Genomic DNA, 25,399 nt, shown 5'->3' with positions numbered 1-25,399 from the left:
TAACGTGAGCACCCTCGAACGGGGTGGGTAAGAACGGCGGGGTACGGGAGCGTGTGGACGCAGCGGGACCAGATCCAGGCCTACCAATTCCTCCGCAGGAGACTGGTTTCGGCACTGGTCTCGGCGGACGCCAACCATCCCGTCGCCCCGAGCCGCAGGCTGGTCATCGGAACCCTGTGCGGCCTCGGCGTGGCCTTGCTGATCACCGCGGTCTTCGGCGTGATCGGCCTGCTGAACCCCTCCGGCGGTAAGGACTGGCTGGCGGGCGGCAAGGTGATCGTCGAAGAGGGCACCGGCGCGCGCTACATCCTCGGCCAGGACGGCGCGCTGCACCCCGTGCTCAACTACTCCTCCGCCCGGCTGATGGCGGGCGGCAACGGCGAAGCCACCGTGACCGTCCCCGCGGACAAGCTCGCGAAGGCGCCGCGCGGCGCGCAGGTCGGCATTCCCGGCGCACCCGATTCGCTGCCCGCGGCCGCCGCGCTGCTGAAGACCCCGTGGACGAGCTGTTCACGGACGACCCAGGACGCGCCCGCGTCGTCCGAACCGGAGACGACGGTGCTCCTCGGCGCGCCGGCCTCCGGGGTCGACCTGCCGAGGGATCAGGCCGTCGTGGTCCGTGTCCCCGAGGGAGAGCGCTATCTGGTGACGGCGGGACGCCGCTACAAGCTCACCGCGGAAGCCGCCACGGCGTTGCAGTTCGACACCTATCCGGCGATCGCGGTTTCGTCCCGGTGGATCGGCACCGTCGCCGCCGGACGCGATCTGGCCTACCGCGCGGTCGAGGACGCCGGGCGGACCGGCCCGAAGGTCGGCGGCACCGCGACGAAGGTCGGTTCGGTGCTCGGCGTCGTCGACGCGATGGCGTCCCCCAACGACGCGACGTCGTACTACCTCGTCCGCGCCGAAGGGCTCGAACCGATCGGCCAGACCGAGGCGAGCCTGCTGATCAACACGCCGCAGAACGCGGACGCCTACACGGGCGTCCCGGCCCCCGTCGCGGTGCGCGCGGCCGACGTCGCCGCGGTGCCGAAGGTGGGCACGGCGAGGACGGGCGGGGCCGATCCCGCGGAGTATCCGGACCGCATCCCGCGAAAAGCGCCCGTTACCGGACAGTCCGTGACGTTATGCGCACAGGGTTCTCGAATCGTTATCTCCGCACAGGTCCCCTTGCCGCAAGGTGCGAAGGCGATCCCGGTGACGGCGCGCACGGACGCGCTGGTCGCCGACGCGGTTTTCGTGCCTCCGTCGGGAGGCGCGGTGGTGACGGAATCCGGTTCCGGCACGGCCTACGTCGTGACCGACACGGGCCTGAAGTACCCGGTGGCGAGCAATGAGGCACTCGCTTCACTCGGATACGGCCAAGCCGAACGGCAACCGGTTCCGAATGGGTTGCTGGCACTGGTTCCGCGCGGACCCGCGCTGGATCCGGCGCAGGCGGGCCGTGCGGTGTCCGCGGCAGGTGGGACGGGGTGAGCGGGAACGTGCAGATGACTGAAGACAGGCCGGAGACCGACCGGGTCGACGTCGCGGTGATCGAGGACCATCCGTTGTACCGGCATGCCGTGGTCCGGGTCCTCACCGAGGCCGAAGGGATCGAACTGGGCGCCGTGGTCGATTCGGTCGCCCGGTTCCACGTCCATCCGCAGCCGCCCGGCAGCGTGGTGCTGCTCGACCTCGGCCTGCCGGGGATCGCCGGCGCGGCGGCCGTGCTCCAGGTCTGCGAACTGGGACATCACGTGCTCGTGGTGTCCGCGCAGGCGGAATCCGAGCAGGTGCTCGGCGCGATCGCGGCCGGTGCCAAGGGATTCCTGTCTAAGGACGTCGACGTCGACGAACTCCTGATCGCGATCAGGACGGTCGCGCAGGGCAGGGCCTACGTTTCCGCGGTGGTGGCCGGAATGATCATCAAGGACAACGCCGACCGTCCCGTGCGGGCTCCGGACATCGCGCTGTCGGCGCGGGAAAAGCAGGTCCTGCGGCTGGTCGCGGCGGGCGAACGCGACGTCGACATCGCCCGGATCCTGGGTATCGGAGTCCGGACGGTCCGTGGTTACCTGGACCGGATCCGTGACAAACTCGGAGAGAGAAGGCGGGCCGGTCTGGTCCGCAAGGCCATCCAGCTCGGGCTCGCGTCTCCGCCGGAGGTGCCCGGCCCGTCTCGGCCGGTCGCGCCCCGCGACGACGCGGGCGGATTCGAAGGACGCCGGTGAACGCAGACGAGCAGCAGCCGAAACGCAGCACACCCATCAACGTCGGGGTGATCGAAGATCATCCGTTGTACCGGGACGCCGTCGCGCGTGTCCTCACCGAAGCCCCCGACATCGCGCTGGGCGCCGTCGCCGACTCCGTCGCGCGGTTCGCCGTCCAGGAACAGCCTCCGGGCAGCGTCGTCGTCCTCGACCTCAAGCTGCGCGGTGTCCAGGACGCCGCCGCGGTGCTCGAAGTAGGGCAGATGGGACACAAGGTGCTCGTGGTGTCCGCGCACGCCGAGCAGCCCGAGGTGCTGGGAGCCATGCAGGCAGGGGCGAAGGGCTTCCTGTCGAAGGACGTCGACGGCGACGAGCTCCTGCGCGCCATCCGCACCATCGCCGACGACAACGCCTACGTGTCGCCGACGCTGGCCGGAATGATCATCCAGGACAGCGAAGACCGCCACGCCGGACCTAAGATCGTCCTGTCCGAACGGGAGAAGCAGGTGCTGCGGCTGGTCGCGGCCGGTGAACGGGACGTCGACGTGGCGGAGATCCTGAACATCAGCGTGCGGACGGTGCGGTCCTATCTGGACCGGATCCGGGACAAGACCGGGGAACGGCGGCGTGCCGGGTTCGTGCGGGTGGCGATCCGGGAAGGCCTGCTGCGCTGACGCCGCGACCTCGCGGCCTTCAGGAGAACCGCGGTCCCGAGAAGTTCACCCGCAGCGTGTAGACCGAGCTGGACGCCGTGACGAACAGATCGTTCCGTCGCGGCCCGCCGAAGGTCAGGTTCGAACAGACCTCCGGCACGTGCAGCTTCCCGATCCGCGTGCCGTCGGGGGCGAAGCAGTGCAGGCCGTCGTGCGCGGCGGCCCAGATCCGGCCGTCGGCGTCGAGGCGGACGCCGTCGAAGACGCCGGCGTCACAGGTCGCGAAGATCCCGCCACCGGAAAGTTGTCCGTCGTTCACGGTGAAAACCCTGATGTGACTGGGATTCCGCCGGGTGTCCACGATGTAGAGCAGCGACTCGTCGAGGGAGAAGGCCAGTCCGTTCGGCCGCGTGAAATCGTCCGCGACGATCCGTACCGAGCCGTCCACCGGGTCGGCGCGGTAGACGTGGCAGGCACCGATCTCGCTCTCGGCCCGATGGCCTTCGTAGTCGCTGTCGATCCCGTAGCTGGGGTCGGTGAACCAGATCGCGCCGTCCGAACTCTCGACGACATCGTTGGGGCTGTTGAACTTCTTCCCCTGGTAGGTCTCCGCGAGGACGGTGGTCGTGCCGTCGTGCTCGGTGCGCGTCACCCGGCGGCCGCCCTGCTCGCAGCTGACGAGCCTGCCCTGCCGGTCGACGGTGTGCCCGTTGTGGAATCCGGCGGGCTCGCGGAACACCCCGACCGCGCCCGTGGTCTCGTCCCAGCGCAGGACGCGGTCGTTCGGGATGTCGCTGAAGACCAGATACCGGCCGGCGGGGAAGTAGGCGGGCCCCTCGGTCCACCGGCAGCCGGTGTGCAGCCGGTGGAGCCACTCATCGCCGTTGACGCGCGCGAACCGCTCGTCGAGGACCTCGAAACGCGCTTTGACCTTGTCCACGCTCACCCCAGAGATCTGAACCAAGTATTGCAATCATCATGAACTGCTGAACTTGATATGGTCAACCCATGGATGATGTGGATCGCATACTGCTCACCGAGTTGCAGCAGGACGCGACTCAGGCGTATGCCGCGCTCGGCAAGGCTGTCGGATTGTCCGCGGGCGCCGCGCACGAGCGGGTCCGCAAGCTGCGCGAACAGGGCGTCATCCGGCGCACGACCGTCGACGTCGACCCGGCGGCGGTCGGTCGCGGGGTGATGGCGTTCGTACTGGTCGAGGCGGGCTCGTGGATGGGTGACCCGCCGACCAAGGCCGCGCTGGAGGCCCTGCCGGAGGTCGTGGAGGCGCACGTCATCGCGGGCCCGGCCTCGCTTCTGGTGAAGGTGCGCACGCCGACCACCGAAGAACTGCAGGCGTCGCTGCGCAGGCTGTACGCCATCGAAGGCGTCACCGGCACGCAGACGATCGTGGTGCTCGAATCGTTCTTCGAACGCTCCGTGGACGCTAAAGGCGACGATTCGCCAGCGCGCCCGTCGCCGCCCGGGCTTTCCCGCTGACCGCCGGATCCACGTCGACGACCACCGCGTCCGGTCCGGCGCCCAGCTGGGCGTGGACGCGTCCGAAGCCGTCGGACACCGTGGAATAGCCGATCCCGGTCGGCGCCTTCGGGTTCACCGGCGTCCCGCTCGCGGCCGGATCGGCCTGCCCGCAGCCGAGGACCCAGCAGCCGGAGTCGAGCGCGCGGGCGCGCACCAAGACCTCCCACTGCTCGCGTTTGCCCTCGCCCGCGCCCCAGGACGTCGGCACGAGGACGATGTCGGCGCCGTCGTCGGCCAGCCTCCGGAACAGCTCGGGGAAGCGGACGTCGTAACAGGTCGCGACGCCGAAGGTGACCCCGTCGATCTCGAAGGTGGCCGGAGCGGCCCCCGGTGCGACGGTGTCGGACTCGGCGAACCCGAACGCGTCGTACAGATGGATCTTGTCGTAGCCGAAGTGGTGGCCGGAGCCGGTGACGAGGAGCGTGTTGCTCACGCGTCCGTCGGGCGACGGCGTGAACATGCCCGCGACGATCACGACGCCGTGCTCTTCGGCGACGGCCGCCACAGTGGACGCCCACGGACCGTCCAAGGGTTGCGCGAGGGGTTTCAGCGGCACGCCGAAGCGCGCCATCGTCGCTTCGGGGAAGACCACGATCCGCGCGCCGTCGGCCGCCGCGGCCATTACGCCTTCACGAATCAGCTTCAGGTTCGTTTCGGGATCCTCGGCGGCGGTGAGCTGGCACAACCCGATTCGCGGCACGGTGGCCTCCCTCATCGTGGGATCGCTGGTCACCACCCCAGTGTGCCTGCTCGGGGCGATCGGGCCACCTCGTACCCTTGACCCATGCTGAACCGTACCGACCTGCGTGGACAGGTCCCGTCCGTTGCCGAACTCAGGAGCACGCTCCCGCGTGCCGAGTACGACGTGGACGCGGCACTGCATCACGTACGGCCGGTGGTCGAGGCGGTCCGCGATCGCGGCGTCGAGGCGGTTCTCGAGTACACCGAGAAGTTCGACAAGGTCCGCCCCGCCGGTGTCCGTGTGGCTGCGTCCGAGCTCACGAGCGCGCTCGAGAACCTGGACCCGGCCGTCCGCGAGGCGCTGGAGGAGTCCATCGTCCGCGCCAGGAAGGTCCACGGCGATCAGCGCCGCCAGGACGTCACCACGGAGGTCGTCGACGGCGGCACCGTCACCGAGCGCTGGATCCCGGTCGAGCGTGTCGGGCTGTACGCGCCGGGCGGGCTCGCGGTGTACCCCTCGACCGTGGTGATGAACGTCGTCCCGGCGCAGATCGCCGGCGTCGGCACCCTCGTACTGTGCTCGCCGCCGCAGGCCGCGTTCGGCGGGCTCCCGCACCCGACGATCCTGGCCGCCGCCGAGCTGCTCGGGGTCGACGAGGTGTGGGCCGTCGGCGGCGCGCAGGCCGTCGCGCTGCTCGCGTACGGCGGCACCGACACCGACGGAACGACGCTGGAGCCGGTCGACATCGTCACCGGGCCCGGCAACATCTACCTGACCGCCGCCAAGCGGTTGCTGCGCGGCATCATCGGCATCGACTCCGAGGCGGGCCCGACCGAGATCGCGATCCTCGCCGACGGGACCGCCGACCCGGTGCACGTCGCCGCCGACCTGATCAGCCAGGCCGAGCACGATCCGCTCGCCGCGAGCGTGCTGGTCACCACGTCCGTGGAGCTCGCGGACGCCGTCGACAAGGAACTGACCGGCCGCGTGGCCGCGACCAAGCACGCCGAGCGTGTGACAGAGGCCTTGAGCGGCAAGCAGTCCGGCATCATTCTTGTGTCCACTGTGGACGACGGTCTTCGTGTCGTCGACGCGTACGCCGCGGAACACCTGGAGATCCAGACCGCGGACGCGCGCTCGGTGGCGGCCCGCGTGCGCAACGCCGGCGCGATCTTCGTCGGGGCGTACGCGCCGGTTTCGCTCGGCGACTACTGCGCCGGGTCGAACCACGTCCTGCCCACCGGCGGTTTCGCGCGGCACTCGTCCGGGCTTTCGGTGCAGAGCTTCCTCAAGGGCGTGCACATCGTCGACTACGACGAGAACGCGCTGCGCGAGATCGCCGGCCGCGTCGTCGCGCTGGCCAACGCCGAGGACCTGCCCGCGCACGGCGAGGCCATCACGGCGCGGTTCGAGGGGGAACGGGCATGACCATCGGCGAGGAGATCACGCTCGACGCGCTTCCGCTGCGGGACGACCTGCGGGGCAAGACCCCGTACGGCGCGCCGCAGCTCGACGTGCCGATCCGGCTCAACACCAACGAAAACCCGTACCCGCCGCCGGACGCGCTGGTGGCCGACGTCGCCGAGGCCGTCCGCGCGGAGGCCGCTTCACTGCACCGCTACCCGGATCGTGACGCCGTCGCGCTGCGGCAGGACCTCGCGGACTACCTCGCGGTGTCGACCGGTGTGCTGGTGTCGGAGTCGAACGTGTGGGCCGCCAACGGGTCCAACGAGATCTTGCAGCAGATCCTGCAGGCCTTCGGCGGCCCCGGCCGCTCGGCGCTGGGATTCGAGCCGTCGTACTCGATGCACCCGATCATCTCGGCGGGCACCCGCACCGACTGGCTGCCGGTGCCGCGCCGCGGCGATTTCACGCTCGACACCGAGAAGGCCGCCGCGCTCGTGCGCGAACGCCGTCCGGACATCGTGTTCGTGACCAGCCCGAACAACCCGACCGGCGGCTCGATCCCGTTCGGTGAACTGCGCGGGCTGCTCGAAGCGGCGCCGGGCATCGTGGTGGTCGACGAGGCGTACGCGGAGTTCTCGTCGCAGCCGAGCGCCGTCGAGTTGCTCGAGGAGTACCCGGCGCGGCTCATCGTGTCGCGCACGATGAGCAAGGCGTTCGCCTTCGCGGGCGGACGGCTCGGCTATCTGGCGGCCGCACCCGCGATCGTCGACGCCTTGCAGCTGGTGCGGCTGCCGTACCACCTTTCGAAGCTCACGCAGGCGGCCGCGAGGGCCGCGCTGCGGCACGCGGACGCCACACTGGCTTCGGTCGCCAAACTCGCCGCCGAACGCGACCGGGTGATCGAATCGTTGCTGGGCCTGGGATTCACCCCGGTCCCGAGCGACGCGAACTTCGTCCTCTTCGGACGGTTCGCGGACGCGCCCGCGACCTGGAAGTCCTATTTGGACAATGGCGTGCTGATCAGGGACGTCGGTATCGAAGGGCACCTGCGGGTGACCATCGGGACGCCGGAAGAGAACGACGCCTTTCTCGAGGCCAGCAAGGAGGTGCCGCGATGAGTCGCGTCGGCAAGGTGGATCGCACCACCAGGGAATCGTCCATTTCGGTCCAGCTCGACCTGGACGGCACGGGACAGGTGGAGATCGACACCGGTGTCCCGTTCTACGACCACATGCTCACCGCGTTCGGGGTGCACGGTTCGCTCGACCTCAAGGTGCAGGCGACCGGTGACGTGCACATCGACGCGCACCACACCGTCGAAGACACCGCGATCGTGCTCGGCCAGGCGCTGCGGCAGGCGCTCGGCGACAAGAGCGGCATCCGCCGCTTCGGCGACGCGTGGATCCCGATGGACGAGACCCTCGCGCACGCCGCGATCGACGTCTCCGGGCGCCCGTACTGCGTGCACCTCGGCGAGCCGGAGCAGTTCAACAGCTTCACCATCGGCGGGAACTACCCGTTCGTGCTGACGCGGCACGTGTTCGACTCGCTGTCGTTCCACGCCCAGATCGCGCTGCACGTGCGCGTGCTCCACGGCCGGGACCCGCACCACATCGCGGAAGCCGAGTACAAGGCCGTCGCCCGCGCGCTGCGCGCCGCCACCGAACCGGACCCACGCGCCGGTGGCATCCCTTCCACGAAGGGCGTCCTCTAACCCCGCGTTTCGTCCTCTGGTTGCGGTAGTTGCACGCGCAAGGACCGCAACCAGAGGACGAATTGCGGAGTGCACCCGGGGAAGTCGGGCGGGTGAGGGTGTGGCAGCCTGGCGGGCATGAGTAACACGACCATCGCCGTGCTGCTGCTCGCGCTCGGCGGCTTCCTGATCGGCGGCGTCTACGCGACCTGGAAGAGCGTCAAGTTCCTGGCCGTGGTGCTGGGCATCGGTGCGCTGCTGGCGATCGGCGGCGCCATCGCCTGGCTGGCCTGACAAAGCCCGCGCAAAGCTGAAGGGGCCTTTCCCCGCATCTCATGCGAGGAAAGGCCCCTTCACCGCGTCTAACTCGGGTAAAGCGTCCTTCAGCTCCGGACCAGCTCACGCTCGTCAGGGGCGTCCAGCTGCTTCGTGAGCTTCTCGCCTTCGACATCGACATCGGGCAGCACGCGGTCCAGCCACTTCGGCAGCCACCAGGCGCCGCGGCCGAGCAGCGACATCAGCGCCGGCACGATGGTCATCCGGATCACGAACGCGTCCACCAGCACGCCGAAGGCCAGCGCGAATCCGATCGACTGGATCAGCGAGGATTCCGCGAGAATGAATCCGGCGAACACGCTGATCATGATCAGCGCGGCGGCGACCACGACGCGGGAGCCGTGCCGGAAACCGGTGACCATCGCCTGCTGCGGGTCGGCGCCGTGGACGTACTCCTCGCGCATCCGCGTCACCAGGAACACCTGGTAGTCCATCGCCAGCCCGAACAGCACGCCGATCAGCAGGATCGGCAGCATGCTCATGATCGGCCCGGTCGTCTTCACCCCGAGCAGGTCGGTGAGCCAGCCCCACTGGAACACCGCCACCACGGCGCCGAACGTCGCGACCACGGAGCCGAGGAAGCCCAGCGTCGCCTTCAGCGGGACCACGACCGAGCGGAACACCAGCATCAGCAACAGGAACGCCAGCCCGACGATCAGCGCGAGATAGGGCAGCATCGCGTCGGCGAGTTTCTCCGAGACGTCGATGTTCGCCGCCGTCTGGCCGGTCACCGCCAAGGACGCGCCGGTCGCCGTGCCCAGTCCCGCGTTCAGGCCGCGGATGTCGCTGACGAGGTCTTCGGTCGCGGTGCTGCTCGGGCCGCTCTTCGGAATGACGGTCAGCAGTGCCAGGTCACCGCCGCGGTTGACCTTCGGCGGCGTGACGATCGGGCGTTCCTCCAGGCCGCTGATCCGGGTGGAGGCCTGCTGGAGCGCGGCCTGCCGGTCGGTGCTGCCCGTCAGGTCGACGACGATCACCAGCGGGCCGTTGGCGCCCTCCCCGAAGCTGCGGCTGACGGTGTCGTAGGCCTTGCGCTGGGTGGTGTCCGGCGCGGCGGTGCTGTCGTTCGGGAGGCCGAGCTGCATGCTCGCGGCCGGGATCGCGACGATCGCGAGGCCGGCGATCGCGGCGATCAGCACCGGGATCCGGCGGCGGGCCACGAAACGCGCCCAGCGCTCGCCGTGCGTCGTCGCGCTTTCCTTGCGGCGCAAGCGGATCTTGCCGCCCGCGAGTTTGCCGCCCGCGAAACCGAGGATGGCGGGGAGCAGGGTCAGCGCGATGACGACCGCGATGGCGACGGTGATCGCCGCGGCGATACCCATCTCGCCGAGGAACGGGATGCCGACGACGGTCAGCCCCGCCAGCGCGATGATCACGGTCAGCCCGGCGAACACCACGGCGGATCCGGCCGTGCCGGTGGCGCGTCCGGCGGCTTCCTCTGGATCCCTGCCGATCTCCAGTTCGTGCCGGTAGCGGGAAACGATGAAGAGCGCGTAGTCGATGCCGACGGCGAGGCCGATCATCAGCGCGAGCACCGGCGTGTTCGTGTTCAGTTCCAGGAATCCGGACGCCGTGGTGATGCCCGCCATGCCGATGCCGACGCCGATGAGCGCGGTCAGCAGCGGGATCCCGGCCGCGAGCAGCGAGCCGAAGGTGATGATCAGGACGACGGCGGCGACGGCGACGCCGAGGCCTTCGGTGGCGTTCGTGGCGGGCATCGCCTGGACGGCGTCACCGCCGAACTCGACGGTGTACCCGGCCGCCTTGGTGGGGTTCGCGGCGGCCATCAGGCCCTCGCGGTCGGCGTCGGTGAGCTCGAAGCCCGGCACTCGGTAGCTGACCTGGGCCAGCGCGACGTGTTTGTCGGGCGAGACCGCCTGCATCTCCAGCGGGTTGACCACCCCGGCGACCTTCGGCGCGTCCTTGAGCCCCTTCACCAGGCCCGCGATCGCCGCCTGCCCGTTCGCGTCGGTGATGTCACCGGGTGTCGAGATGACGACGCGGGCGGTGGCGCCACCGGCGGCGGCCTCCGGGAACCGGTCCGCGAGCTGGTCGATCGCCTTCTGGGACTCGGTGCCGGGGATGGTCACCGAGTTCGAAAGCTGGCCGGACAGGGTCAGCGCCCCCGCGCCGAGGGCCACCAGGACAACGGCCCACACCGCCGCCACCAGTGCCCGGCGCCGGAACGAGAACCGGCCCAGGCGGTACAGGAAGCTGGCCACAAAAGTCTCCCGTTCACTCGATCAGGTTCATTCCAAGCTAGCCGATCGGCTAGTGGCCTACAAGCCGATCGGCAAGTGTGTGACTAGCCGCACGGCTAGTACTCGTTTGGCCCGACGGCCACGCTTGACGTAATCTCCGACGGCTGAACGAGGAGGGATCATGGACGTCGTCCACGCGGAGGACACCCGCACGCGACTACTGGGAACGGCGTTGCGGTTGTTCACCGAACACGGCGTGGAAGGCACCTCGCTGCAGATGATCGCGGACGCCCTCGGCGTCACCAAGGCCGCCGTCTACTACCACTTCAAGACGAAGGCGGAGATCACCGAATCCGTCGCCGAGCCCGTGCTGCTGGAGCTGGAGGGCATCGTCGACGACGCCCGCGCCCAGCGCACCCGCGGCGCGCAGATCGACCATCTGCTCGACGGGTTCGTCGACCTCGTGGTGCGCCACCGCGCGCTGGTCGCGCTGTTCTCCAGCGACCCCGGCATCGCCCGCGCGATCGAGAAGTCCGTGCACAGCTCGGAAAGCTTCAAGAATCGCCTGCTGGAGGTCCTGGTCGGCCCGGAACCGGACCTCACCGCGATCGTGACGGCCCAGGTACTGCTGGCGGGCATCGCCATCGCGGGCGGTTCGCCCGAGGTCGCCTCGCTCGACGACGAGACGCTGCGCGAAACGCTCCTCGGCGTCGGCCGCAAGCTCTACAACCGCCCGCGCCGCCGCACGTGACCGATGTGTTCAAGACAGGCGCCGCGATCCGCGCGACGCTGTGGTCATGAACAACGTGCTCATGACCATCGATCCGCACGAGTCGGCCACCTTCATGGCCACCCAAGCGCGGCTGCTCGACAGGCGCCGTTTCGAGGTCCTCTTCCGTGACGGCGATTCGGCGGCGGCGCTCGCCGCGCTGGAGGGGTACCGCAATCCCGACGGCGGCTACGGGCACGGGCTCGAACCCGACTGCCGCTCGGCGACCAGCCAGCCCGGCGGCGCTCTGCACGCTTTCGAGGTCTTCGCCGACGTCGGCCCGGCGACCAGCCCGCGCGCGGCCGAACTGTGCGACTGGCTCACCTCGATCTCCTTGCCGGACGGCGGGATCCCGTTCGCCCTGCCGATGCCGGACCCGGTGGGCAGCGCGCCGTTCTGGGCCGGCGCCGACCCCTCGGTCTCTTCACTGCAGATCACGGCGATCGTCGCGTTCACCGCGCAGCGCGTCGCGGCGCACGATCCCGCGGTCGCCGCGCATCCCTGGCTGGCGAAGGCCACGCGCTACTGCCTCGACGAGATCGAGAAGCTCGACGAGGCCCCGCACGCGCTCGTGCTGGCTTTCGCGATGAAGCTGGTGGACGCACTGGGTGACACGCGCCTGGTCGAGAAACTCGGCCGGTTCATCCCGGACGACGGCGTGGTCGCCGTCGGCGGCGGGATCGAGGGCGAGGCCATGCGCCCGCTCGACTTCTCCCCGGTACCGGACGGCCCGGCGCGGAAGCTCTTCCGGCCGGACGTCGTCGAAGCGGATCTGCGCCGGGTCGCGGACGGCAGGCATGACGACGGTGGCTGGCGGGTCGACTACATCAGCTATTCGCCCGCGGCCGCGCTGGAGTGGAACGGGCTGTTCACCGTGAACACGTTGTCGCTCCTGCGGAACAACGGCCTGGCCTAGGGCAGGCGCCGCAGGAACTCCGGGGGAACGGCGGCGGTGAGCCAGACGCCGTTCGCGCTGACCTGGAATTCGTGCCCGGCGGCGGCCATTTCGCGGGCGTCCACGGCGAGCAGCACCGGGACGCCGCGCCGGGCCCCGACGGTCCGCGCGGTGTCCACGGTGGCCGAGAGATGCACGGCGTGCCGCTTCATCGGCCGGAGGCCTTCGGTCATGATCGCGTCCAGGAACCGGGACACGGTCCCGTGGTAGAGCACGCCGGGCGGGGTGGCGCCGGGCAGCGCGAGGTCGACGTCGACGCTGTGGCCCTGGCTGGCCCGGATCCGCAGCCCGCTTTCGTCGAAGGCGAACCGCCGTTTGTCGTTGCTCTCCACGACTTCGTCGAGCTGGTCGCGGGTCAGGTCCAAGCCGTGGCGCCGCAGCGCGGCCAAGAGCGTGCCGACTTCCACCCAACCGTCAGGGGTGAGGGTGATGCCGATGTCGCCAGGGGCGTGCCGCAGGTGCAGGGAGAGTCGTTTCGAGACTCGGATGAGATTCTTCTTGTCCATTTCGAGTCACAGTGACGCACATCCGGCACCCGCGTGGCAACGGAATTCAGAAGCCGCCTTCGGAGGCCGGGCGCAGTTTCCCCGCGCCGGGGCCGAATCGGGACATCTGGTCGTCGGCGTTGTACAGCCCGCAGCTGCGCAGGGACAGGCAACCGCAGCCGACGCATCCGGTCAGCCTGTCGCGCAGGCGCTGCAGCGCGTCGATCCGCGCGTCGAGTTCGTCCTGCCAGCCACGGGACAGGCGGGCCCAGTCGGCCTTGGTGGGGGCGTGGTCCCTGGGTAAGGTCTCCAGTGCCGAGCTGATGTCGTCCAGGCTGAGACCGACGCGCTGCGCGGCACGGATGAAGGCGATCCGGCGCAGCACCGAACGCGGATACCGCCGCTGGTTGCCCGCCGAGCGCTCCGAGCTGATCAGCCCTTTGTCCTCGTAGAAACGCAAAGCCGTATGGGGCACGCCGCTGCGGTCGGCGACCTGCCCGATGCTCAGGTGTTCAGCCAATCTCGTCACGTCGCCAGGCTAGCCTTGACTTCGACCTAAGTCGAGGTTGCAACCTCGGTACATGACCACTGACACCAGGACCGGCTACGAGGATCTGCCGCGGCTGATCTCGCTGATGACCGGGGACGAGAAGCATCAAGCGGCCGCGGAGTCCACTGTGGACGTCTTGTGGGTGCTCTACGACCGTGTGCTCGACATCACCCCGGAGACCTTCCGTGATCCCGGCCGGGATCGCTTTCTGCTGTCGAAGGGACACGGCCCGATGGCCTTCTACGCCGTCCTGACGAAGAAGGGCTTCATCCGGGAGGACGAACTCGCCGACTGGACTTCGGCCGAATCCCGGCTCGGGCACCATCCCGACCGGGCGAGGCTGCCCGGCGCCGAGATCGCCAGCGGCTCGCTCGGGCACGGGCTCCCGCTGGCCATCGGCACCGTGTTCGGGCTGCGCGCCAAGGGGTTCCGTGACGCCAGGGTCGTCACCCTCGTCGGTGACGCGGAACTCGACGAGGGCTCCAACTCCGAGGCCATCGCGGTGGCGGGCCGCATCGGCATGCCGCAGCTGACCACCGTCGTCATCGACAACTCCTCGGCGACGCACGGCTGGCCGGGCGGGATCGCCCGCCGGTTCGAGGTCGAGGGCTGGGTGACCCGCACCGTCGACGGCCGCGATCACGAAGCGCTCTACGAAGCCTTCACCACCCCCCATTCGGACCGGCCGCTCGCCGTGGTCGCGACCGTCGAGCGAAAGGCCTGAACCCGTGAACATGCGTGAGACGTTCCTCGACGCCGCCGCCGAGGTACTCGACACCGACCCGAACGTCGCCGTCGTGCTCGCCGACATTTCGGCGGCACAACTCGGTTTCGCCGCCAGGAAGCATCCGGACCGGGTGCTCAACGTCGGCATCCGCGAGCAGCTGATGATGAGCACCGCGGGCGGGCTGGCGCTGGCCGGGATGCGCCCGATCGTCCACACCTTCTCGTCGTTCCTCGTAGAGCGGGCGTTCGAGCAGGTCAAACTCGACCTCGGGCACCAGGACGTCGGTGCCGTGCTGGTGTCTTCCGGCGCGTCCTACGACATGCCGACCGCCGGGCGGACGCATCAGGCTCCCGGGGACGTCGCCCTCATCGACACGCTGCCGGGCTGGACCGTGCACGTACCGGGTCACCCGGAAGAAGCGCGGCGGCTGCTGCTGGAGTCCATTCCGGGCAACGGGCGCGTGTACCTCCGGCTTTCCGCGCAGGAGAACGCGAAACCGTATCTGGGCGCCGGCCTGCAGACGGTGCGCGAAGGTGGCCGGGGTGTCGTGGTGGCCGTCGGGCCGATGCTCGACCGGGTGCGGGAAGCGACCGACGATCTCGACGTGACCGTGCTGTACACCTCGACGATCCGGCCGTTCGACGCCGCGGGGCTGCGCTCGGCCGTCGAAGCCGCGGGCGCGAGCGACATCGTGCTCGTCGAGCCCTACCTCGCCGGGACGTCGGCGCATTCGGTTTCGGGCGCGCTGTCCGAAATCCCGCACCGGCTGCTCTCGCTCGGTGTCCGGCGTGACGCGGAAGTCCGGATCTACGGCGAAATGGCCGACCACGACCTCGCGCACGGTCTCGACGCCGGGTCGATCGCCTTGTCGATCAAGGAATTCCTCCGCTAGCGTCACCGGGATGACGAAGATCCGCCCGCTCGTGCTCGGGGTCATCCGCCGCGGCGAAGACCTTCTCGTGTTCGAAGGCCGGGACAACGCCAAAGGCGAGACCTACCACCGCCCGCTCGGCGGCGGCATCGAGTTCGGGGAGACCGCCGTCGAGGCGCTGCACCGCGAGTTCCAGGAGGAACTCGCGGCGGAGCTGACCGCCGTCGAGCAGATCGCCGTCCTGGAGAACGTGTTCACCTTCGAGGGCAGGCCGGGGCACGAGATCGTGTTCCTGTTCGCCGCCGAGCTGACCGACAGGGCCTTCTACGAGCGCGACGAGGTCGGCGTGGTGCTCGACGACGGCGCGCGTGTGCACTGGCTGCCGATGGCCGACGTGGTGAGCGGCAAGGCGATCCTGTACCCGGACGGGCTCACCGAACTCCTTTCAGCGCAGGAGTGAGCGCGGGGTCGGGGTGAGTTCCAGCCGCTGCCACGGGCGTTCGAGCCTGCCCGAGAGCCCCTCGCCGATCCGGTCGAGAAGGTCCCGGTGTGCCTCCGTGTCGCCGGTGGATTTGGCGAACCAGACGAACACCGTCTCGTTCTCTCGCACGGGAAGGCGGGGGAAGGTGTTCTCGGCGGGTTCGGTCTCGAAGTGGCCGAAGGTGTCCAATCCGGCCTCACGCAGCTCCGGAGCCACGGAGTCCGCGAAGTACTCGGAGAACTCCTTGACCGGCCCGAGGGGATGGCAGATCGTCGCCAGCACCCGGGAATCCGGGGCGCCGTCCGGAACGGGGAAACCCGGCCCGGACGGCCGCAGCAGCAGGACGTCGGAAGCGTCGATCATCGTCTCGTTCGCCGCCGGGCCGTGCTCACGCCACACCGGCCCGTAGTAGAACGACTCCAGGGCCGCCCGCCTGCTCTCCATGTCCCGGAATCCGCGCAGCCACACGAACCTGTCCGGTGCGGCGGGTTCACGGAACAGGCCGAACAGGCGCATGCCGGAGGCTTCCAGCGGCTCCACGAACTCGCGCTCGAAGAGCTCGATCAGCTCGTCCCGGCGGCCGGGGTGCAGCGTGTACCGGCGCAGCTCGACGACGGACTGGAACTCGGCGGAATCGGTCATGCGCCGGACCCTAGAGGCCCGCACCGACAGTTTCCTGCGGCCGGCTTTTCGGAGGCTCAGCGGAAGGCGGCGATCCCGGTGACCGACTGGCCGAGCGAGAGCGCGTGCATCTCTTCGGTGCCCTCGTAGGTCAGCACGGTTTCGAGGTTCGACATGTGCCGCATCACCGGGTACTCCAGCGAGATCCCGTTGGCGCCGAGCATGGCGCGCGCGGTCCTGGCGACCTCCAGCGCGGAGCGGACGTTGGCGAGCTTGCCGAAGCTGACGTGGTTGTGGTGCAGCGTCCCGGCGTCCTTGAGCCGTCCGATCCGCAGCGCGACCAGCCCGGCGCGGTTGACCTCGACGACGAGGTCGGCGAGCTTGCGCTGCGTGAGCTGGAACCCGGCCAGCGGCTTGCCGAACTGCTCCCGGCTCAGCGTGTACTCCAGCGCGGATTCGTAGCAGGAGCGAGCGGCGCCGACGACGCCGAACAGGATCCCGTAGCGCGCCTCGTTCAAGCAGGAGAGCGGTCCGCGCAGGCCCCTGACGTCGGGGAACGCGGCGGACTCCGGCAGGCGGACGCCGTCGAGCACGAGTTCCGCGGTCAGCGAGGCGCGCAGCGACAGCTTGTGCTTGACCTCGTTCGCGGTGAAGCCCGGCGTGTTCGTGGGGACGACGAAGCCGCGCACGCCCTCGTCGGTCTGCGCCCAGACGACCGCGACGTCGGCGACCGTGCCGTTGGTGATCCACATCTTCGTGCCGTTCAGCACCCAGTCCGAGCCGTCGCGCACCGCGCGGGTCCGCATGGCGCCCGGGTCGCTGCCCGCGTCCGGCTCGGTCAGGCCGAAGCAGCCGAGCGCCTCGCCCGCGGCCATCCGCGGCAGCCATTCCTGCTTGTGGTCCTCGGTGCCCCACTTGTGGATCGCGTACATCGCCAGCGAGCCCTGCACGGAGACGAAGCTGCGCAGCCCCGAATCGACGGCTTCCAGCTCGCGGCAGGCGATGCCGTAGGCCACGGCGCTGGTCCCGGCGCAGCCGTAACCCTCCAGATGCATGCCGAGCAGCCCGAGCTGACCGAAGCCCTTGGCGAGCTCGGCGGCGGGCAGGTCGCCCGATTCGTACCATTCGGCGACATTCGGGAGGAGCTGGTCCTGCGCGTATGCGCGGACAGCGTCCCTCATGGCCCGGTCTTCCTCGGAGAGTTCGGCGTCGAGATCGAGGAAGTCGCGCGGATCCGGGCTGCTGCTCATGCGGTCACTCCTGGTCGGCTCGGTGGGTCACGACCTATGAAGAAAACCACACACATGACCGGAGTCGGGTGTCAGAGATCGCGCCATCCGGTGGTCTTCGTCACCTGAACCGATGCCGTGGCCGTCCGGCTGGGGGCGGAGCGCTGCTTCTGCTGGGGGATCAGCAGCTCCGCGAAGGTAGGAAAAGGCACGCTGTCGATGTCCTCGCGCCAGGCTTGGAACAGGCCGGTCAGCTCGTCGGTGTCCTGCATCGATCCTCCAGAAGTGCAGGGCGGTCCTGCGCCGGCCTCACTCGGAGGCGTTATTACCCAGACGAGTGAAGGTTGAAACAGGGAATCCGGAGAAAATCCGGTCCGCTAACCTGGGCGCGTGCCTACTCCCCGCGTGGTGATCCTGGACTACGGGTCCGGCAACCTCCGATCCGCCGAACGCGCCGTCCAGCGCGCCGGCGCGGACGTCGAGGTCACCGCCGACCCCCATGCCGCGCTCGAGGCCGATGGCCTGGTCGTCCCCGGTGTCGGCGCCTTCTCCGCCTGCATGGAGGGGCTGCTGTCGGTGTCGGGGGAGAAGATCATCGGCAAACGCCTCGCCGGTGGCCGTCCCGTCCTGGGCATCTGCGTCGGCATGCAGATCCTCTTCGAACGCGGCGTCGAGCACGGCGTGGAGGCCGCGGGCGCCGGTGAGTGGCCGGGCACGGTCGACAGGCTGGAAGCCGACATCCTGCCCCACATGGGCTGGAACACCGTGCGCGCGCCCGAGGACTCGCAGCTGTTCGCCGGTCTCGACGCGGACGCGCGGTTCTACTTCGTGCACTCCTACGCCGCGCGGACCTGGGAACTGGACTCCGGCCTCGCCGGGCAGCAACCCAAGGTGACCTGGGCGAACCACGGCCAGGACTTCGTCGCCGCCGTCGAGAACGGGCCGCTGTGGGCAACGCAGTTCCACCCGGAGAAGTCCGGGGACGCCGGGGCGCACCTGCTGCGCAACTGGCTCGAGACCCTCGCTTAGAGTGGGCGCGTGACTTTCACGCTCCTTCCCGCCGTTGATGTGGCCGATGGCCAGGCCGTGCGACTCGTCCAGGGCGAGGCCGGCACCGAAACCTCCTATGGCAGCCCGCTGGAGGCGGCACTCGCCTGGCAGCGGGACGGGGCGGAGTGGATCCATCTGGTGGACCTCGACGCCGCGTTCGGCAAGGGCTCCAACCGCGAACTGCTCGCCGAGGTCGTGGCGAAGCTGGACGTCCAGGTGGAACTGTCCGGCGGCATCCGCGACGACGCCTCGCTGGAGGCCGCGCTGGCCACCGGCGCCCGCCGGGTCAACCTCGGCACCGCGGCGCTGGAGGACCCGGAATGGACCGCGAAGGTCGTCTCGTCCTACGGCGACCGCGTCGCCATCGGGCTGGACGTGCGGATCACCGAGGCCGGGCACCGGCTGTCGGCCCGTGGCTGGACGCAGGACGGCGGTGACCTCTGGGAGGTCCTCGACCGGCTCGACCGCGACGGCGCGCAGCGCTACGTCGTCACCGACGTGAGCAAGGACGGCACCCTCCAGGGCCCGAACATCGACCTGCTCCGCGAGGTCGCCGCCCGCACCGACGCGCCGGTCATCGCCTCCGGCGGCGTGTCCAGTGTGGACGACCTCCGCGCGCTGGCCGCACTGGCCCGCGACGGCGTCGAGGGCTCCATCGTCGGCAAGGCGCTCTACGCCGGGGCGTTCACCCTGCCCGAGGCGCTCGCGGCCGTCGCGGAGTTCTGAGCTTTACCTCCGGGGTAATCGACGCCACGCCGTCGTTCGGTCAGGATTCCTTCCAGGACAACAAAACCTGGAGGGACATCATGACCGCCTACGGAATCGCCCACCTTCGCCCGACCGGCGCTCTGGTGGAAGAGGTCTTCGAGTACCTGGAGCGGATCCAGGCCACGCTCGATCCCTTCGGCGGCAAGTTCCTCGTGCACGGAGCCGAGGTCGAGGTCGTCGAAGGCGAGTGGCCCGGGGCGCTCGTGATGATCTCGTTCCCGAGCATGCCGATCGCGCGGGAGTGGTACGACTCGCCCGCGTACCGGGAGATCCTGCACCTGCGGGCGGACCACATCCCCGGTGACCTGATCCTGGTGGAGGGCTGCGGGCCGGACCACGACTCGGCGGCGATGGCGGCGGGGCTGAGGGCGCTCCAGGCCGCCTGATCGGGGTGGGTCGCGTCTCCGCCAGCTTGAGTGCGAGGGCATCGCGCCTTGATCACATGCGGACGATTACGGGCGCGAGAACCTTGATCAGTTCGGTCGTCGCAGTGGTCCGGAGGCTGTGGCTGGACGCGGCGTTGTTGTCGTCCTTGTTGAGAGCGGACCAGTCGAGTCGCCAGCCCGCCGCTGCCGACAGTTGTCGCAAGAAAGCTCGCAACGTCCGTCCATTGCCCTCGCGAAACGGGTGCATGGCGTTCAGTTCGGAGTAGTACCAGGCAAGGCGTTCAAGGAAGTTGTCCCGATTCAGGCCGAGTAGCCAGCCATCGGTTTCGAGGTTTCCCAGCACCGCCGATGTCTGCTCATCAACGAATCTCCAGGGGCAGAAGTTCGACGCCCCTTTGGAGATGTTCACGGTGCGGGTCTTTCCTGCCCAGTCGTAGACATCCTTGAACAGGGCGTGGTGAAAGCCCTGTAAGTGCTCGAGGGTGTATTCACCAGGGAGACTTTGACGAGCGAGTTCGACGTCTCGAATACTGACGATGCGCGCCTCGACCTGCTTGAAGGTCGAAGGATCTTCGATGTCCAGCTTGTTGCGAAGGCACTTCCCGTCGGGAAGGCTGTACGGATCGCTCACTGCCGACGGGCTCGCTCTATTTCTTCGGCGATCAGGTCGTCGGCGGAGCGTGTATTGGTCGCGACTTCGCGGAGAGTTCGCTGCCAGTCGTCGTCGAGATCGATACCTTCCATGGCCGCGCTGGCCGCGGCCTGGGCGACCGCGACGTCGACATCGGCGATCTGCCGCGCGTAGAAGTGACGCATCTGGTCGTGCGCTATCGGCTGCGAAGACTTCTCGTTTTCGGCGACTACCCCTCTCGCGACTCGCCATGGGGACTCCATGTGAGTCATCCGCGACAAGGTTTCAGCCGAGTAATGAGCGTACTTGTCCATTACCCAGGTCAACGTCGCGTTCTCGGGTTCTGTCAGCGCTCCGGCATGACCGCTCGGCCAGCTCGTTACCTGATACTGCTTTCGGTGCCCGGCGAAGATCGACGGTGTGACGGGCCCCTGAGGCCATGCTTCGATCTTCTCGTCGAACATCGGTTCACGCTGAAACACCAGATGCCACGCCTGTGAGTAGTAAAGCAGCTTCTGCAGCTTCATCGTCGTGATCGGGCCGGTGCGGGTCAGTACGGCAGCAGCCACGTCACGTGCGCTGGCCATGGCTACCACCTCCTCTGATGCACTTCATCCTACCGTGCCGCGGTCTCGAATCGGGCATCCGAGAGCCGTCAGGCGAGCAATGATCGAACTTGTGTTCGAGAATGTCAAGTGTAGTGAACGGAGCTACCCGGCCAGCTTGATCGCGATGCCCACCGTCCGGTCCTTCGGCCCCCGCAGCTTGCTGAAGAACATCGTCACCCGCCCGGTGACGCCGTATTTCCGCGCGATCACCTTGCGCACGCGTTCGGTCCCGTCGAGGTCCAGCAGCCGCGCCTCGCCCACGACGACGTCGCCGTGGGTGTTCTTGCCGCGGAGGTCGCAGGCCTGGACCTCGACCCGGCCGCTGTTGCGGATGCGCTTGACCTTGCCCGCCTTGCGTTCGGACCAGAGCACCAGCTCGCCGCCGTCGCCCGCCGCCCAGACCGGGGTCGGCACCGGAGTGCCGTTCTTGCGGAAGGTGGTCAGGACGACGTACTTCTCGGCGGCGATCCGCTCGAACTCCGATCCCATGTGGAGAGTCTAGGCCGTTCGACGGCGCAGCGTCGCCGCGCCGAGCATCAGCGCGGCCAGCGCGCACGCCCCGACGACGATCAGGTTCCGGATCAGTGTCGCGTCCACGGTGCCCGATGTGGTGACCCGGGTGAGCGCTTCGACGGCGTACGAAAGCGGCATCACGTCCGAGAGCCGGTTCAGCAGCCAGCCCATCTCCCCGCGCGGCACGAACAGCCCGCACAGCAGGATCTGCGGCAGCACGAACAGCGGCATGAACTGCACCGCCTGGAACTCCGTCCGCGCGAACGCGCTCACGAACAGGCCGAGCGCCATCCCGAGCAGGGCGTCGAGGACGGCGATGAGCAGCAGCATGCCGATCGAGCCCGCGATGTCGAGGCCCAGCCACGCCAGTGAGATCCCGGCCGCGACGCCGACCTGCACGATCGCGATCGAGCCGAACGCGATCGCGTAGCCGAAGAGCAGGTCCAGCCTGCCGATCGGCAGGGTCATCAGGCGTTCCAGCGTCGCCGTGGTCCGCTCGCGCAGGGTCGTGATCGAGGTGATCAGGAACATGATCAGGAAGGGGAAGACACCGAGCAGTGCCGGGGCGACGCGGCTGAACACCGCTTCGGAGTTGAAGACGAAGCGCAACAGCACCATCAGCAGCGACGGGACGACGACCAGCATCACGACGGTGCGCGGATCGTGCCGCAGCTGCAGGAGGATGCGCCGGGCCGTGGCCAGCGTCAGGGCGGGATTCACGGTCGCGTCACCTCCGTCTCGCGGACCAGCCGCAGGAACGCCTGCTCCAGATCGCCCGTCCCGGTGCGTTCGCGCAGCCCGGCCGGGGTGTCGTCGGCGAGTATCCGGCCCTCGCGCATGAGCAGCAGCCGATCGCATCGCGCGGCTTCGTCCATGACGTGGCTGGACACGAGCAGTGTCGCCCCGCCGTCGGCGAGACGGCGGAACAGTGACCAGAGTTCGTCGCGCAGCACGGGATCGAGGCCGACGGTCGGTTCGTCCAGCACGAGCAGTTCGGGTTTCCCGAGGAGCGCGACGGCGAGGTTCGCGCGGTTGTGCTGGCCGCCCGACAGCGAGCCGACCAGCTTCCCCGCGTGGTCGGCGAGGCCGACCTCGCCGAGCGCTCTGTCCACATCGGACATCGGCGCGCGGAGGACGGAAGCGAAGTAGCGCAAGGCTTCCGTGATGGTGAGGTCGGCGTAGATGGCCGGATTCTGGGTGGCGTAGCCGATCAGCCGCCGCAGCGGCGGACTGCCGGCGGGATGGCCGAGCACGGTGACCTCGCCGCCCGCGACGATCTGCACGCCGACGATCGAGCGCATCAGCGTCGTCTTGCCGCAGCCGCTCGGCCCGAGCAGGCCGGTGATCCGGCCGCGCGGCGTCTCGAAACCGATTTCCCTGACGACCTCGCGGCCGCCGCGGACGACCCGCAGGCCTCTCACGGAGATCGCCGAATTAGTCATGCGTTTAATTCTGCGCCCGTTGAGAAGCCCGAGTCAAGAGGCCGTGTTTCAGGGCAGCCGGACGGCGATACCGAGCCGGATGCCCGCGGCTGGGAGGGTCACGGCACCAGGACGAGCTTGCCCCGGACGTGCCCGGCTTCGCTCTCGTCCTGGGCCGCGGCCGCTTCGGCGAGCGGATAGACCCGGGCGATCGGCAGGTCGAGCTTGCCTTCGGCGGCGAGTGCGGCCCCTTCGTCCAGCGCACCGGGAACCTGCTCCGCCGGACTTCCCGAAGTGAAACGGACGCCGTGGTCGGCCGCGTCCGGCGCGGCGATGGTGACGACGCGCTTCGGGCCACCGGTCAGCTCGACCAGCGTCGAGAGCGAGCCGCGCCCGGAAGTGTCGAAGGATGCGTCGACGCCCTGCGGCGCGACCTCGCGGACGCGTTCGGCGAGTCCTTCGCCGTACCGCACCGGGACGGCGCCCAGCGAACGCAGGTACTCGTGGTTCGCTTCGCTCGCGGTACCGACGACGGTCAGCCCGCGCGCGACGGCGAGCTGGACGGCGATGGTGCCGACACCGCCCGCCGCGCCGTCGATGAGCAGCGTCTCGCCCTCGCTGAGCTCCAGCAGGTTGAGCGCGCGGTAGGCGGTGCCGACGACCACGGGCAGCGCCGCGGCCAGTTCCCAGGACAGCGCCTCGGGCTTGCGGGTCAGGCCCGCCGGATCGGCGAGCACGAACTCCGCGTATCCGCCGTTCCCCCTCCCGAGGACCTCGTCGCCGACGGCGAAGCCGGACACACCCTCGCCGACGGCGTCGATCACGCCGGCGACGTCTCCACCGGGGACGGCCGGGAACGTCGTCGGGAACACCTCGGCCATCAGCCCGGACCGGATCTTCCAGTCGATCGGGTTCACCCCCGCGGCGCGGACGGCGATCCGGACCTGTCCCGCGCCCGGCTCGGGAAGCTCCCGGTCGAGGACGTGCAGAACCCCGGAGTCGCCGTATTCGGTGAACGCGATGGAGCGGTAGGTGTCCGTCATGCCGTCGACAACCTTCGCCCGCCCGCGCCTATTCCGGCGGCTTCCCGAACCAGCTGTAGTCGCCTTGGATGATCTGGAGGCTGTTCGCGACGTCGAGCAGGGTTTCCTGGTCCCGCTTGCCCGACACCGTGAGCCACCGTCCGCCCTCGAGCTGCACGGCGACCGTCCCGTTCTGATGCCCGAGCGGCCCTTCCCGCTCCGGGAGAGAGAAGCCGTCGAGACCCCGGACCTTGAGCGGAACCGGTTCCGCGCCGCCGGGCGCCGGCCGGTCGCCGCTGAGCGAAGCCGTCACGACCGCCGCCGCGGTGGGCTGCCCGGCGCTGGTGGCTTCCAGCTCGGTCACGCCCCCGGTGACGTTCATGAAGGTCTTGACCCCCGACAACTCCAGATCGGCGGGCAGCCTGCCGAACCGCAGTTCACCCGAGACCCGGGCGCGCCCGTCCTTGACCATCGCTTCGGCGATCCGTTCACCGACCGCGCGCGGGTCTTTCATGTTGGACAACGTCATGCTCAGCAGATAGACGTCGTCGGGGGACCAGGTCAGCATCGTCGACCAGGCGTTGATCTCGGTCGCCATGCCGACCTTGCCGTGCACGACGATCTGGTTCGGCGCGGGCGCGATCGTCCACGGCGCGGACCGGTCGCTCATCGGCGTGATGAGCAGGTCGATCTGGCCGAGCTCACCGCCTGCCCAAGACCTCGACAACGGTGCGGGATAGGGCTTCCCGCCCCGGCTCGCCTCCTTGAAACCGTCGGGGAGCCAGCCGGGCTTGTACGGCAGCACCGACCAATCGGCGTTGCGCGCCGAAGCCGGGGGAACCGATGTGAACGCCCGAAGGCCCAGCGGGACGCCGAGCGCGATGATCGCGACCGCCGCCGCGACCAGCGCCAAGGCCATCGTCGGACGGCTTCGCGTCCGTTGGGACAGCGCGTCGCGGATCTCGGCCCCGTCGGGCGCCCGCGTCGCCAGGTGTTCGAGGCTCTCCCGGATCAGGTCCTCGGTGTTCTCTTCACTCAGTCGGGTCATTTGCGGGCTCCCGTGGGCTGAACAGACGAGGACGGGCCGGTTTCCCGCAGCGTCGCGAGCGCGCGCGAGATCTGGCTGCGCACGGTCGACGTCGCGCAGCGGAGTACCGCGCCGATCTCCTCGTCGGTGTAGTTCTCGTAGTAGCGGAGCACGATCGCGGCGCGTTGTTTGCGCGGGAGCTTCGCGAGCCGGTCCAGCATCGCGTCGCGTTCGTCGTATTCGATGGCGTGATCGGAGACCGGCGGGCTCATCAGGTCGAGCATCTCCGGCGACGACGGCACCACACGGCGGACCGCGAGGCGCCGTCGCCACGACAGGTACTCGTTCGTCACCATCCGGCGGACGTACGTCGGCGGCGAGTCGATCTTCGGCCAGCGTTGCTGAGCGCGCAGCAGCACCTCCTGCACGATGTCCTGCGCCAGATACGGGTCGTCGGTCAGGACGGTCGCGTAGCGCAGGAGCCCGTCCAGGCGATCCGCGACGAACTCGTCGAAGGTCGCAGGCACGTGGTCCCCCTCAGCCGATGGTCTCGCTCTAGTGACGCACGAGACCACCCGGCTG

General features: G+C 69.2%; 32 protein-coding genes. 16 read left to right on the top strand and 16 right to left on the bottom strand.

The window, feature by feature from the left end:
- Positions 1-51: 51 nt before the first annotated feature.
- The 3 genes from eccB to ACZ5IK_RS34860 are packed head-to-tail and all read left to right on the top strand — an operon-like array spanning position 52 to position 2,866.
- Entirely contained in the window at positions 52-1,476 is a 1,425-nt protein-coding gene (eccB, locus tag ACZ5IK_RS34870) for a type VII secretion protein EccB (protein ID WP_465491584.1), read from the top strand.
- A gap of 14 nt (positions 1,477-1,490) precedes the next feature.
- A complete protein-coding gene (locus ACZ5IK_RS34865) occupies positions 1,491-2,213 on the top strand; it encodes a response regulator transcription factor (protein ID WP_233223729.1) in 723 nt (240 codons plus the stop codon).
- Positions 2,210-2,866, top strand: coding sequence for a response regulator (locus tag ACZ5IK_RS34860; protein WP_020630350.1), 657 nt, complete (start codon positions 2,210-2,212; stop codon positions 2,864-2,866). The genes ACZ5IK_RS34865 and ACZ5IK_RS34860 overlap by 4 nt, the downstream gene beginning before the upstream one ends.
- A gap of 19 nt (positions 2,867-2,885) precedes the next feature.
- On the opposite strand, the gene ACZ5IK_RS34855 is transcribed toward ACZ5IK_RS34860, so the two are convergent.
- Positions 2,886-3,785 carry an SMP-30/gluconolactonase/LRE family protein gene (locus ACZ5IK_RS34855; protein ID WP_465491655.1) on the bottom strand — a complete coding sequence of 300 codons (900 nt, stop codon included), beginning with the start codon at positions 3,783-3,785 and terminating at the stop codon, positions 2,886-2,888.
- A 68-nt stretch (positions 3,786-3,853) separates the two neighbouring features.
- On the opposite strand from ACZ5IK_RS34855, the gene ACZ5IK_RS34850 reads away from it, so the two are divergent.
- Positions 3,854-4,342 carry an Lrp/AsnC family transcriptional regulator gene (locus ACZ5IK_RS34850; RefSeq protein WP_465491583.1) on the top strand — a complete coding sequence of 163 codons (489 nt, stop codon included), beginning with the start codon at positions 3,854-3,856 and terminating at the stop codon, positions 4,340-4,342.
- Here the strand turns inward: ACZ5IK_RS34850 and ACZ5IK_RS34845 are convergent.
- Positions 4,290-5,084: a carbon-nitrogen hydrolase family protein gene (locus ACZ5IK_RS34845; protein WP_465491654.1), complete on the bottom strand. Its 795-nt coding sequence runs from the start codon at positions 5,082-5,084 to the stop codon at positions 4,290-4,292. The genes ACZ5IK_RS34850 and ACZ5IK_RS34845 overlap by 53 nt on opposite strands.
- Before the next feature lie 84 nt (positions 5,085-5,168).
- Here ACZ5IK_RS34845 and hisD point away from each other — a divergent pair, with 84 nt between their 5' ends.
- The 4 genes from hisD to ACZ5IK_RS34825 all read left to right on the top strand — a co-directional run bounded on the left by hisD (position 5,169) and on the right by ACZ5IK_RS34825 (position 8,460).
- Positions 5,169-6,494 carry a histidinol dehydrogenase gene (gene hisD, locus ACZ5IK_RS34840; RefSeq protein ID WP_465491582.1) on the top strand — a complete coding sequence of 442 codons (1,326 nt, stop codon included), beginning with the start codon at positions 5,169-5,171 and terminating at the stop codon, positions 6,492-6,494.
- Positions 6,491-7,591: a histidinol-phosphate transaminase gene (locus ACZ5IK_RS34835; protein WP_465491581.1), complete on the top strand. Its 1,101-nt coding sequence runs from the start codon at positions 6,491-6,493 to the stop codon at positions 7,589-7,591. Before hisD ends, ACZ5IK_RS34835 begins: the two co-directional genes overlap by 4 nt.
- Positions 7,588-8,187 (top strand): imidazoleglycerol-phosphate dehydratase HisB, encoded by a 600-nt coding sequence (hisB, locus tag ACZ5IK_RS34830; RefSeq protein WP_005155296.1) that lies wholly within the window; start codon positions 7,588-7,590, stop codon positions 8,185-8,187. Before ACZ5IK_RS34835 ends, hisB begins: the two co-directional genes overlap by 4 nt.
- A 117-nt stretch (positions 8,188-8,304) precedes the next feature.
- Entirely contained in the window at positions 8,305-8,460 is a 156-nt protein-coding gene (locus tag ACZ5IK_RS34825; protein WP_168214369.1) for a hypothetical protein, read from the top strand.
- Positions 8,461-8,549: 89 nt separating this feature from the next.
- On the opposite strand, the gene ACZ5IK_RS34820 is transcribed toward ACZ5IK_RS34825, so the two are convergent.
- Positions 8,550-10,724: an MMPL family transporter gene (locus ACZ5IK_RS34820; protein WP_465491580.1), complete on the bottom strand. Its 2,175-nt coding sequence runs from the start codon at positions 10,722-10,724 to the stop codon at positions 8,550-8,552.
- Between the two features lie 160 nt (positions 10,725-10,884).
- Here ACZ5IK_RS34820 and ACZ5IK_RS34815 point away from each other — a divergent pair, with 160 nt between their 5' ends.
- Both ACZ5IK_RS34815 and ACZ5IK_RS34810 read left to right on the top strand, forming a co-directional pair.
- Positions 10,885-11,454, top strand: a complete 570-nt coding sequence (locus ACZ5IK_RS34815) for a TetR/AcrR family transcriptional regulator (protein ID WP_465491579.1) — start codon at positions 10,885-10,887, stop codon at positions 11,452-11,454.
- 46 nt (positions 11,455-11,500) lie between these two features.
- Positions 11,501-12,388 (top strand): prenyltransferase/squalene oxidase repeat-containing protein, encoded by an 888-nt coding sequence (locus tag ACZ5IK_RS34810; RefSeq protein WP_465491578.1) that lies wholly within the window; start codon positions 11,501-11,503, stop codon positions 12,386-12,388.
- Here ACZ5IK_RS34810 and ACZ5IK_RS34805 read toward each other — a convergent pair.
- Together ACZ5IK_RS34805 and soxR are read right to left on the bottom strand one after the other, a co-directional pair.
- Positions 12,385-12,933 carry an RNA 2'-phosphotransferase gene (locus ACZ5IK_RS34805; protein ID WP_465491577.1) on the bottom strand — a complete coding sequence of 183 codons (549 nt, stop codon included), beginning with the start codon at positions 12,931-12,933 and terminating at the stop codon, positions 12,385-12,387. The genes ACZ5IK_RS34810 and ACZ5IK_RS34805 overlap by 4 nt on opposite strands.
- 46 nt (positions 12,934-12,979) lie before the next feature.
- Entirely contained in the window at positions 12,980-13,441 is a 462-nt protein-coding gene (gene soxR, locus ACZ5IK_RS34800) for a redox-sensitive transcriptional activator SoxR (protein WP_101609439.1), read from the bottom strand.
- A 52-nt stretch (positions 13,442-13,493) separates the two neighbouring features.
- On the opposite strand from soxR, the gene ACZ5IK_RS34795 reads away from it, so the two are divergent.
- The 3 genes from ACZ5IK_RS34795 to ACZ5IK_RS34785 are packed head-to-tail and all read left to right on the top strand — an operon-like array spanning position 13,494 to position 15,520.
- Positions 13,494-14,186 (top strand): transketolase, encoded by a 693-nt coding sequence (locus ACZ5IK_RS34795; RefSeq protein WP_465491576.1) that lies wholly within the window; start codon positions 13,494-13,496, stop codon positions 14,184-14,186.
- A gap of 4 nt (positions 14,187-14,190) precedes the next feature.
- Positions 14,191-15,081: a transketolase family protein gene (locus ACZ5IK_RS34790; protein WP_465491575.1), complete on the top strand. Its 891-nt coding sequence runs from the start codon at positions 14,191-14,193 to the stop codon at positions 15,079-15,081.
- Between the two features lie 10 nt (positions 15,082-15,091).
- On the top strand, positions 15,092-15,520 hold the full coding sequence (locus ACZ5IK_RS34785; protein ID WP_465491574.1) for an NUDIX hydrolase: 429 nt from the start codon (positions 15,092-15,094) through the stop codon (positions 15,518-15,520).
- Here ACZ5IK_RS34785 and ACZ5IK_RS34780 read toward each other — a convergent pair.
- The 3 genes from ACZ5IK_RS34780 to ACZ5IK_RS34770 form a co-directional block, all read right to left on the bottom strand.
- Positions 15,506-16,183, bottom strand: coding sequence for an NIPSNAP family protein (locus ACZ5IK_RS34780; RefSeq protein WP_465491573.1), 678 nt, complete (start codon positions 16,181-16,183; stop codon positions 15,506-15,508). The two genes, ACZ5IK_RS34785 and ACZ5IK_RS34780, sit on opposite strands and share 15 nt — an antisense overlap.
- A 56-nt stretch (positions 16,184-16,239) precedes the next feature.
- Complete coding sequence (locus tag ACZ5IK_RS34775) at positions 16,240-17,412, bottom strand: acyl-CoA dehydrogenase family protein (RefSeq protein WP_465491572.1); 1,173 nt, start codon at positions 17,410-17,412, stop codon at positions 16,240-16,242.
- Positions 17,413-17,483: 71 nt separating this feature from the next.
- The gene (locus ACZ5IK_RS34770; protein WP_410599932.1) at positions 17,484-17,663 is read right to left on the bottom strand and encodes a hypothetical protein; all 180 of its coding nucleotides are present in this window, start codon (positions 17,661-17,663) and stop codon (positions 17,484-17,486) included.
- 133 nt (positions 17,664-17,796) lie between these two features.
- On the opposite strand from ACZ5IK_RS34770, the gene hisH reads away from it, so the two are divergent.
- From hisH to ACZ5IK_RS34755, 3 genes are all read left to right on the top strand, one after another.
- Complete coding sequence (gene hisH / locus ACZ5IK_RS34765; protein ID WP_465491653.1) at positions 17,797-18,420, top strand: imidazole glycerol phosphate synthase subunit HisH; 624 nt, start codon at positions 17,797-17,799, stop codon at positions 18,418-18,420.
- Positions 18,421-18,429: 9 nt separating this feature from the next.
- Positions 18,430-19,167 carry a bifunctional 1-(5-phosphoribosyl)-5-((5-phosphoribosylamino)methylideneamino)imidazole-4-carboxamide isomerase/phosphoribosylanthranilate isomerase PriA gene (gene priA, locus ACZ5IK_RS34760; protein WP_101609431.1) on the top strand — a complete coding sequence of 246 codons (738 nt, stop codon included), beginning with the start codon at positions 18,430-18,432 and terminating at the stop codon, positions 19,165-19,167.
- A gap of 80 nt (positions 19,168-19,247) precedes the next feature.
- The gene (locus ACZ5IK_RS34755) at positions 19,248-19,595 is read left to right on the top strand and encodes a DUF1330 domain-containing protein (protein WP_101609430.1); all 348 of its coding nucleotides are present in this window, start codon (positions 19,248-19,250) and stop codon (positions 19,593-19,595) included.
- Between the two features lie 52 nt (positions 19,596-19,647).
- Here ACZ5IK_RS34755 and ACZ5IK_RS34750 read toward each other — a convergent pair whose 3' ends face one another.
- The 8 genes from ACZ5IK_RS34750 to ACZ5IK_RS34715 all read right to left on the bottom strand — a co-directional run bounded on the left by ACZ5IK_RS34750 (position 19,648) and on the right by ACZ5IK_RS34715 (position 25,344).
- On the bottom strand, positions 19,648-20,226 hold the full coding sequence (locus ACZ5IK_RS34750) for a Fic/DOC family protein (RefSeq protein WP_465491571.1): 579 nt from the start codon (positions 20,224-20,226) through the stop codon (positions 19,648-19,650).
- Complete coding sequence (locus ACZ5IK_RS34745) at positions 20,223-20,813, bottom strand: Panacea domain-containing protein (protein ID WP_101609429.1); 591 nt, start codon at positions 20,811-20,813, stop codon at positions 20,223-20,225. The genes ACZ5IK_RS34750 and ACZ5IK_RS34745 overlap by 4 nt, the downstream gene beginning before the upstream one ends.
- A 123-nt stretch (positions 20,814-20,936) precedes the next feature.
- On the bottom strand, positions 20,937-21,323 hold the full coding sequence (locus tag ACZ5IK_RS34740) for a PPOX class F420-dependent oxidoreductase (protein ID WP_465491570.1): 387 nt from the start codon (positions 21,321-21,323) through the stop codon (positions 20,937-20,939).
- Positions 21,324-21,332: 9 nt separating this feature from the next.
- Positions 21,333-22,067 (bottom strand): ABC transporter permease, encoded by a 735-nt coding sequence (locus ACZ5IK_RS34735; protein WP_101609427.1) that lies wholly within the window; start codon positions 22,065-22,067, stop codon positions 21,333-21,335.
- Positions 22,064-22,789, bottom strand: coding sequence for an ABC transporter ATP-binding protein (locus ACZ5IK_RS34730; protein WP_465491569.1), 726 nt, complete (start codon positions 22,787-22,789; stop codon positions 22,064-22,066). Before ACZ5IK_RS34730 ends, ACZ5IK_RS34735 begins: the two co-directional genes overlap by 4 nt.
- A 98-nt stretch (positions 22,790-22,887) precedes the next feature.
- Positions 22,888-23,811 carry an NADP-dependent oxidoreductase gene (locus tag ACZ5IK_RS34725; RefSeq protein ID WP_465491568.1) on the bottom strand — a complete coding sequence of 308 codons (924 nt, stop codon included), beginning with the start codon at positions 23,809-23,811 and terminating at the stop codon, positions 22,888-22,890.
- A gap of 28 nt (positions 23,812-23,839) precedes the next feature.
- Positions 23,840-24,838, bottom strand: coding sequence for a hypothetical protein (locus tag ACZ5IK_RS34720; RefSeq protein WP_465491567.1), 999 nt, complete (start codon positions 24,836-24,838; stop codon positions 23,840-23,842).
- Positions 24,835-25,344: a SigE family RNA polymerase sigma factor gene (locus tag ACZ5IK_RS34715; RefSeq protein WP_465491566.1), complete on the bottom strand. Its 510-nt coding sequence runs from the start codon at positions 25,342-25,344 to the stop codon at positions 24,835-24,837. Before ACZ5IK_RS34715 ends, ACZ5IK_RS34720 begins: the two co-directional genes overlap by 4 nt.
- Positions 25,345-25,399: the final 55 nt, after the last annotated feature.

The sequence above is a fragment of the Amycolatopsis sp. NPDC031561 genome (assembly GCF_055580625.1).
The sequence above is the reverse complement of the archived record's forward strand: the minus strand, read 5'-3'. Positions and strand labels throughout refer to the sequence as shown.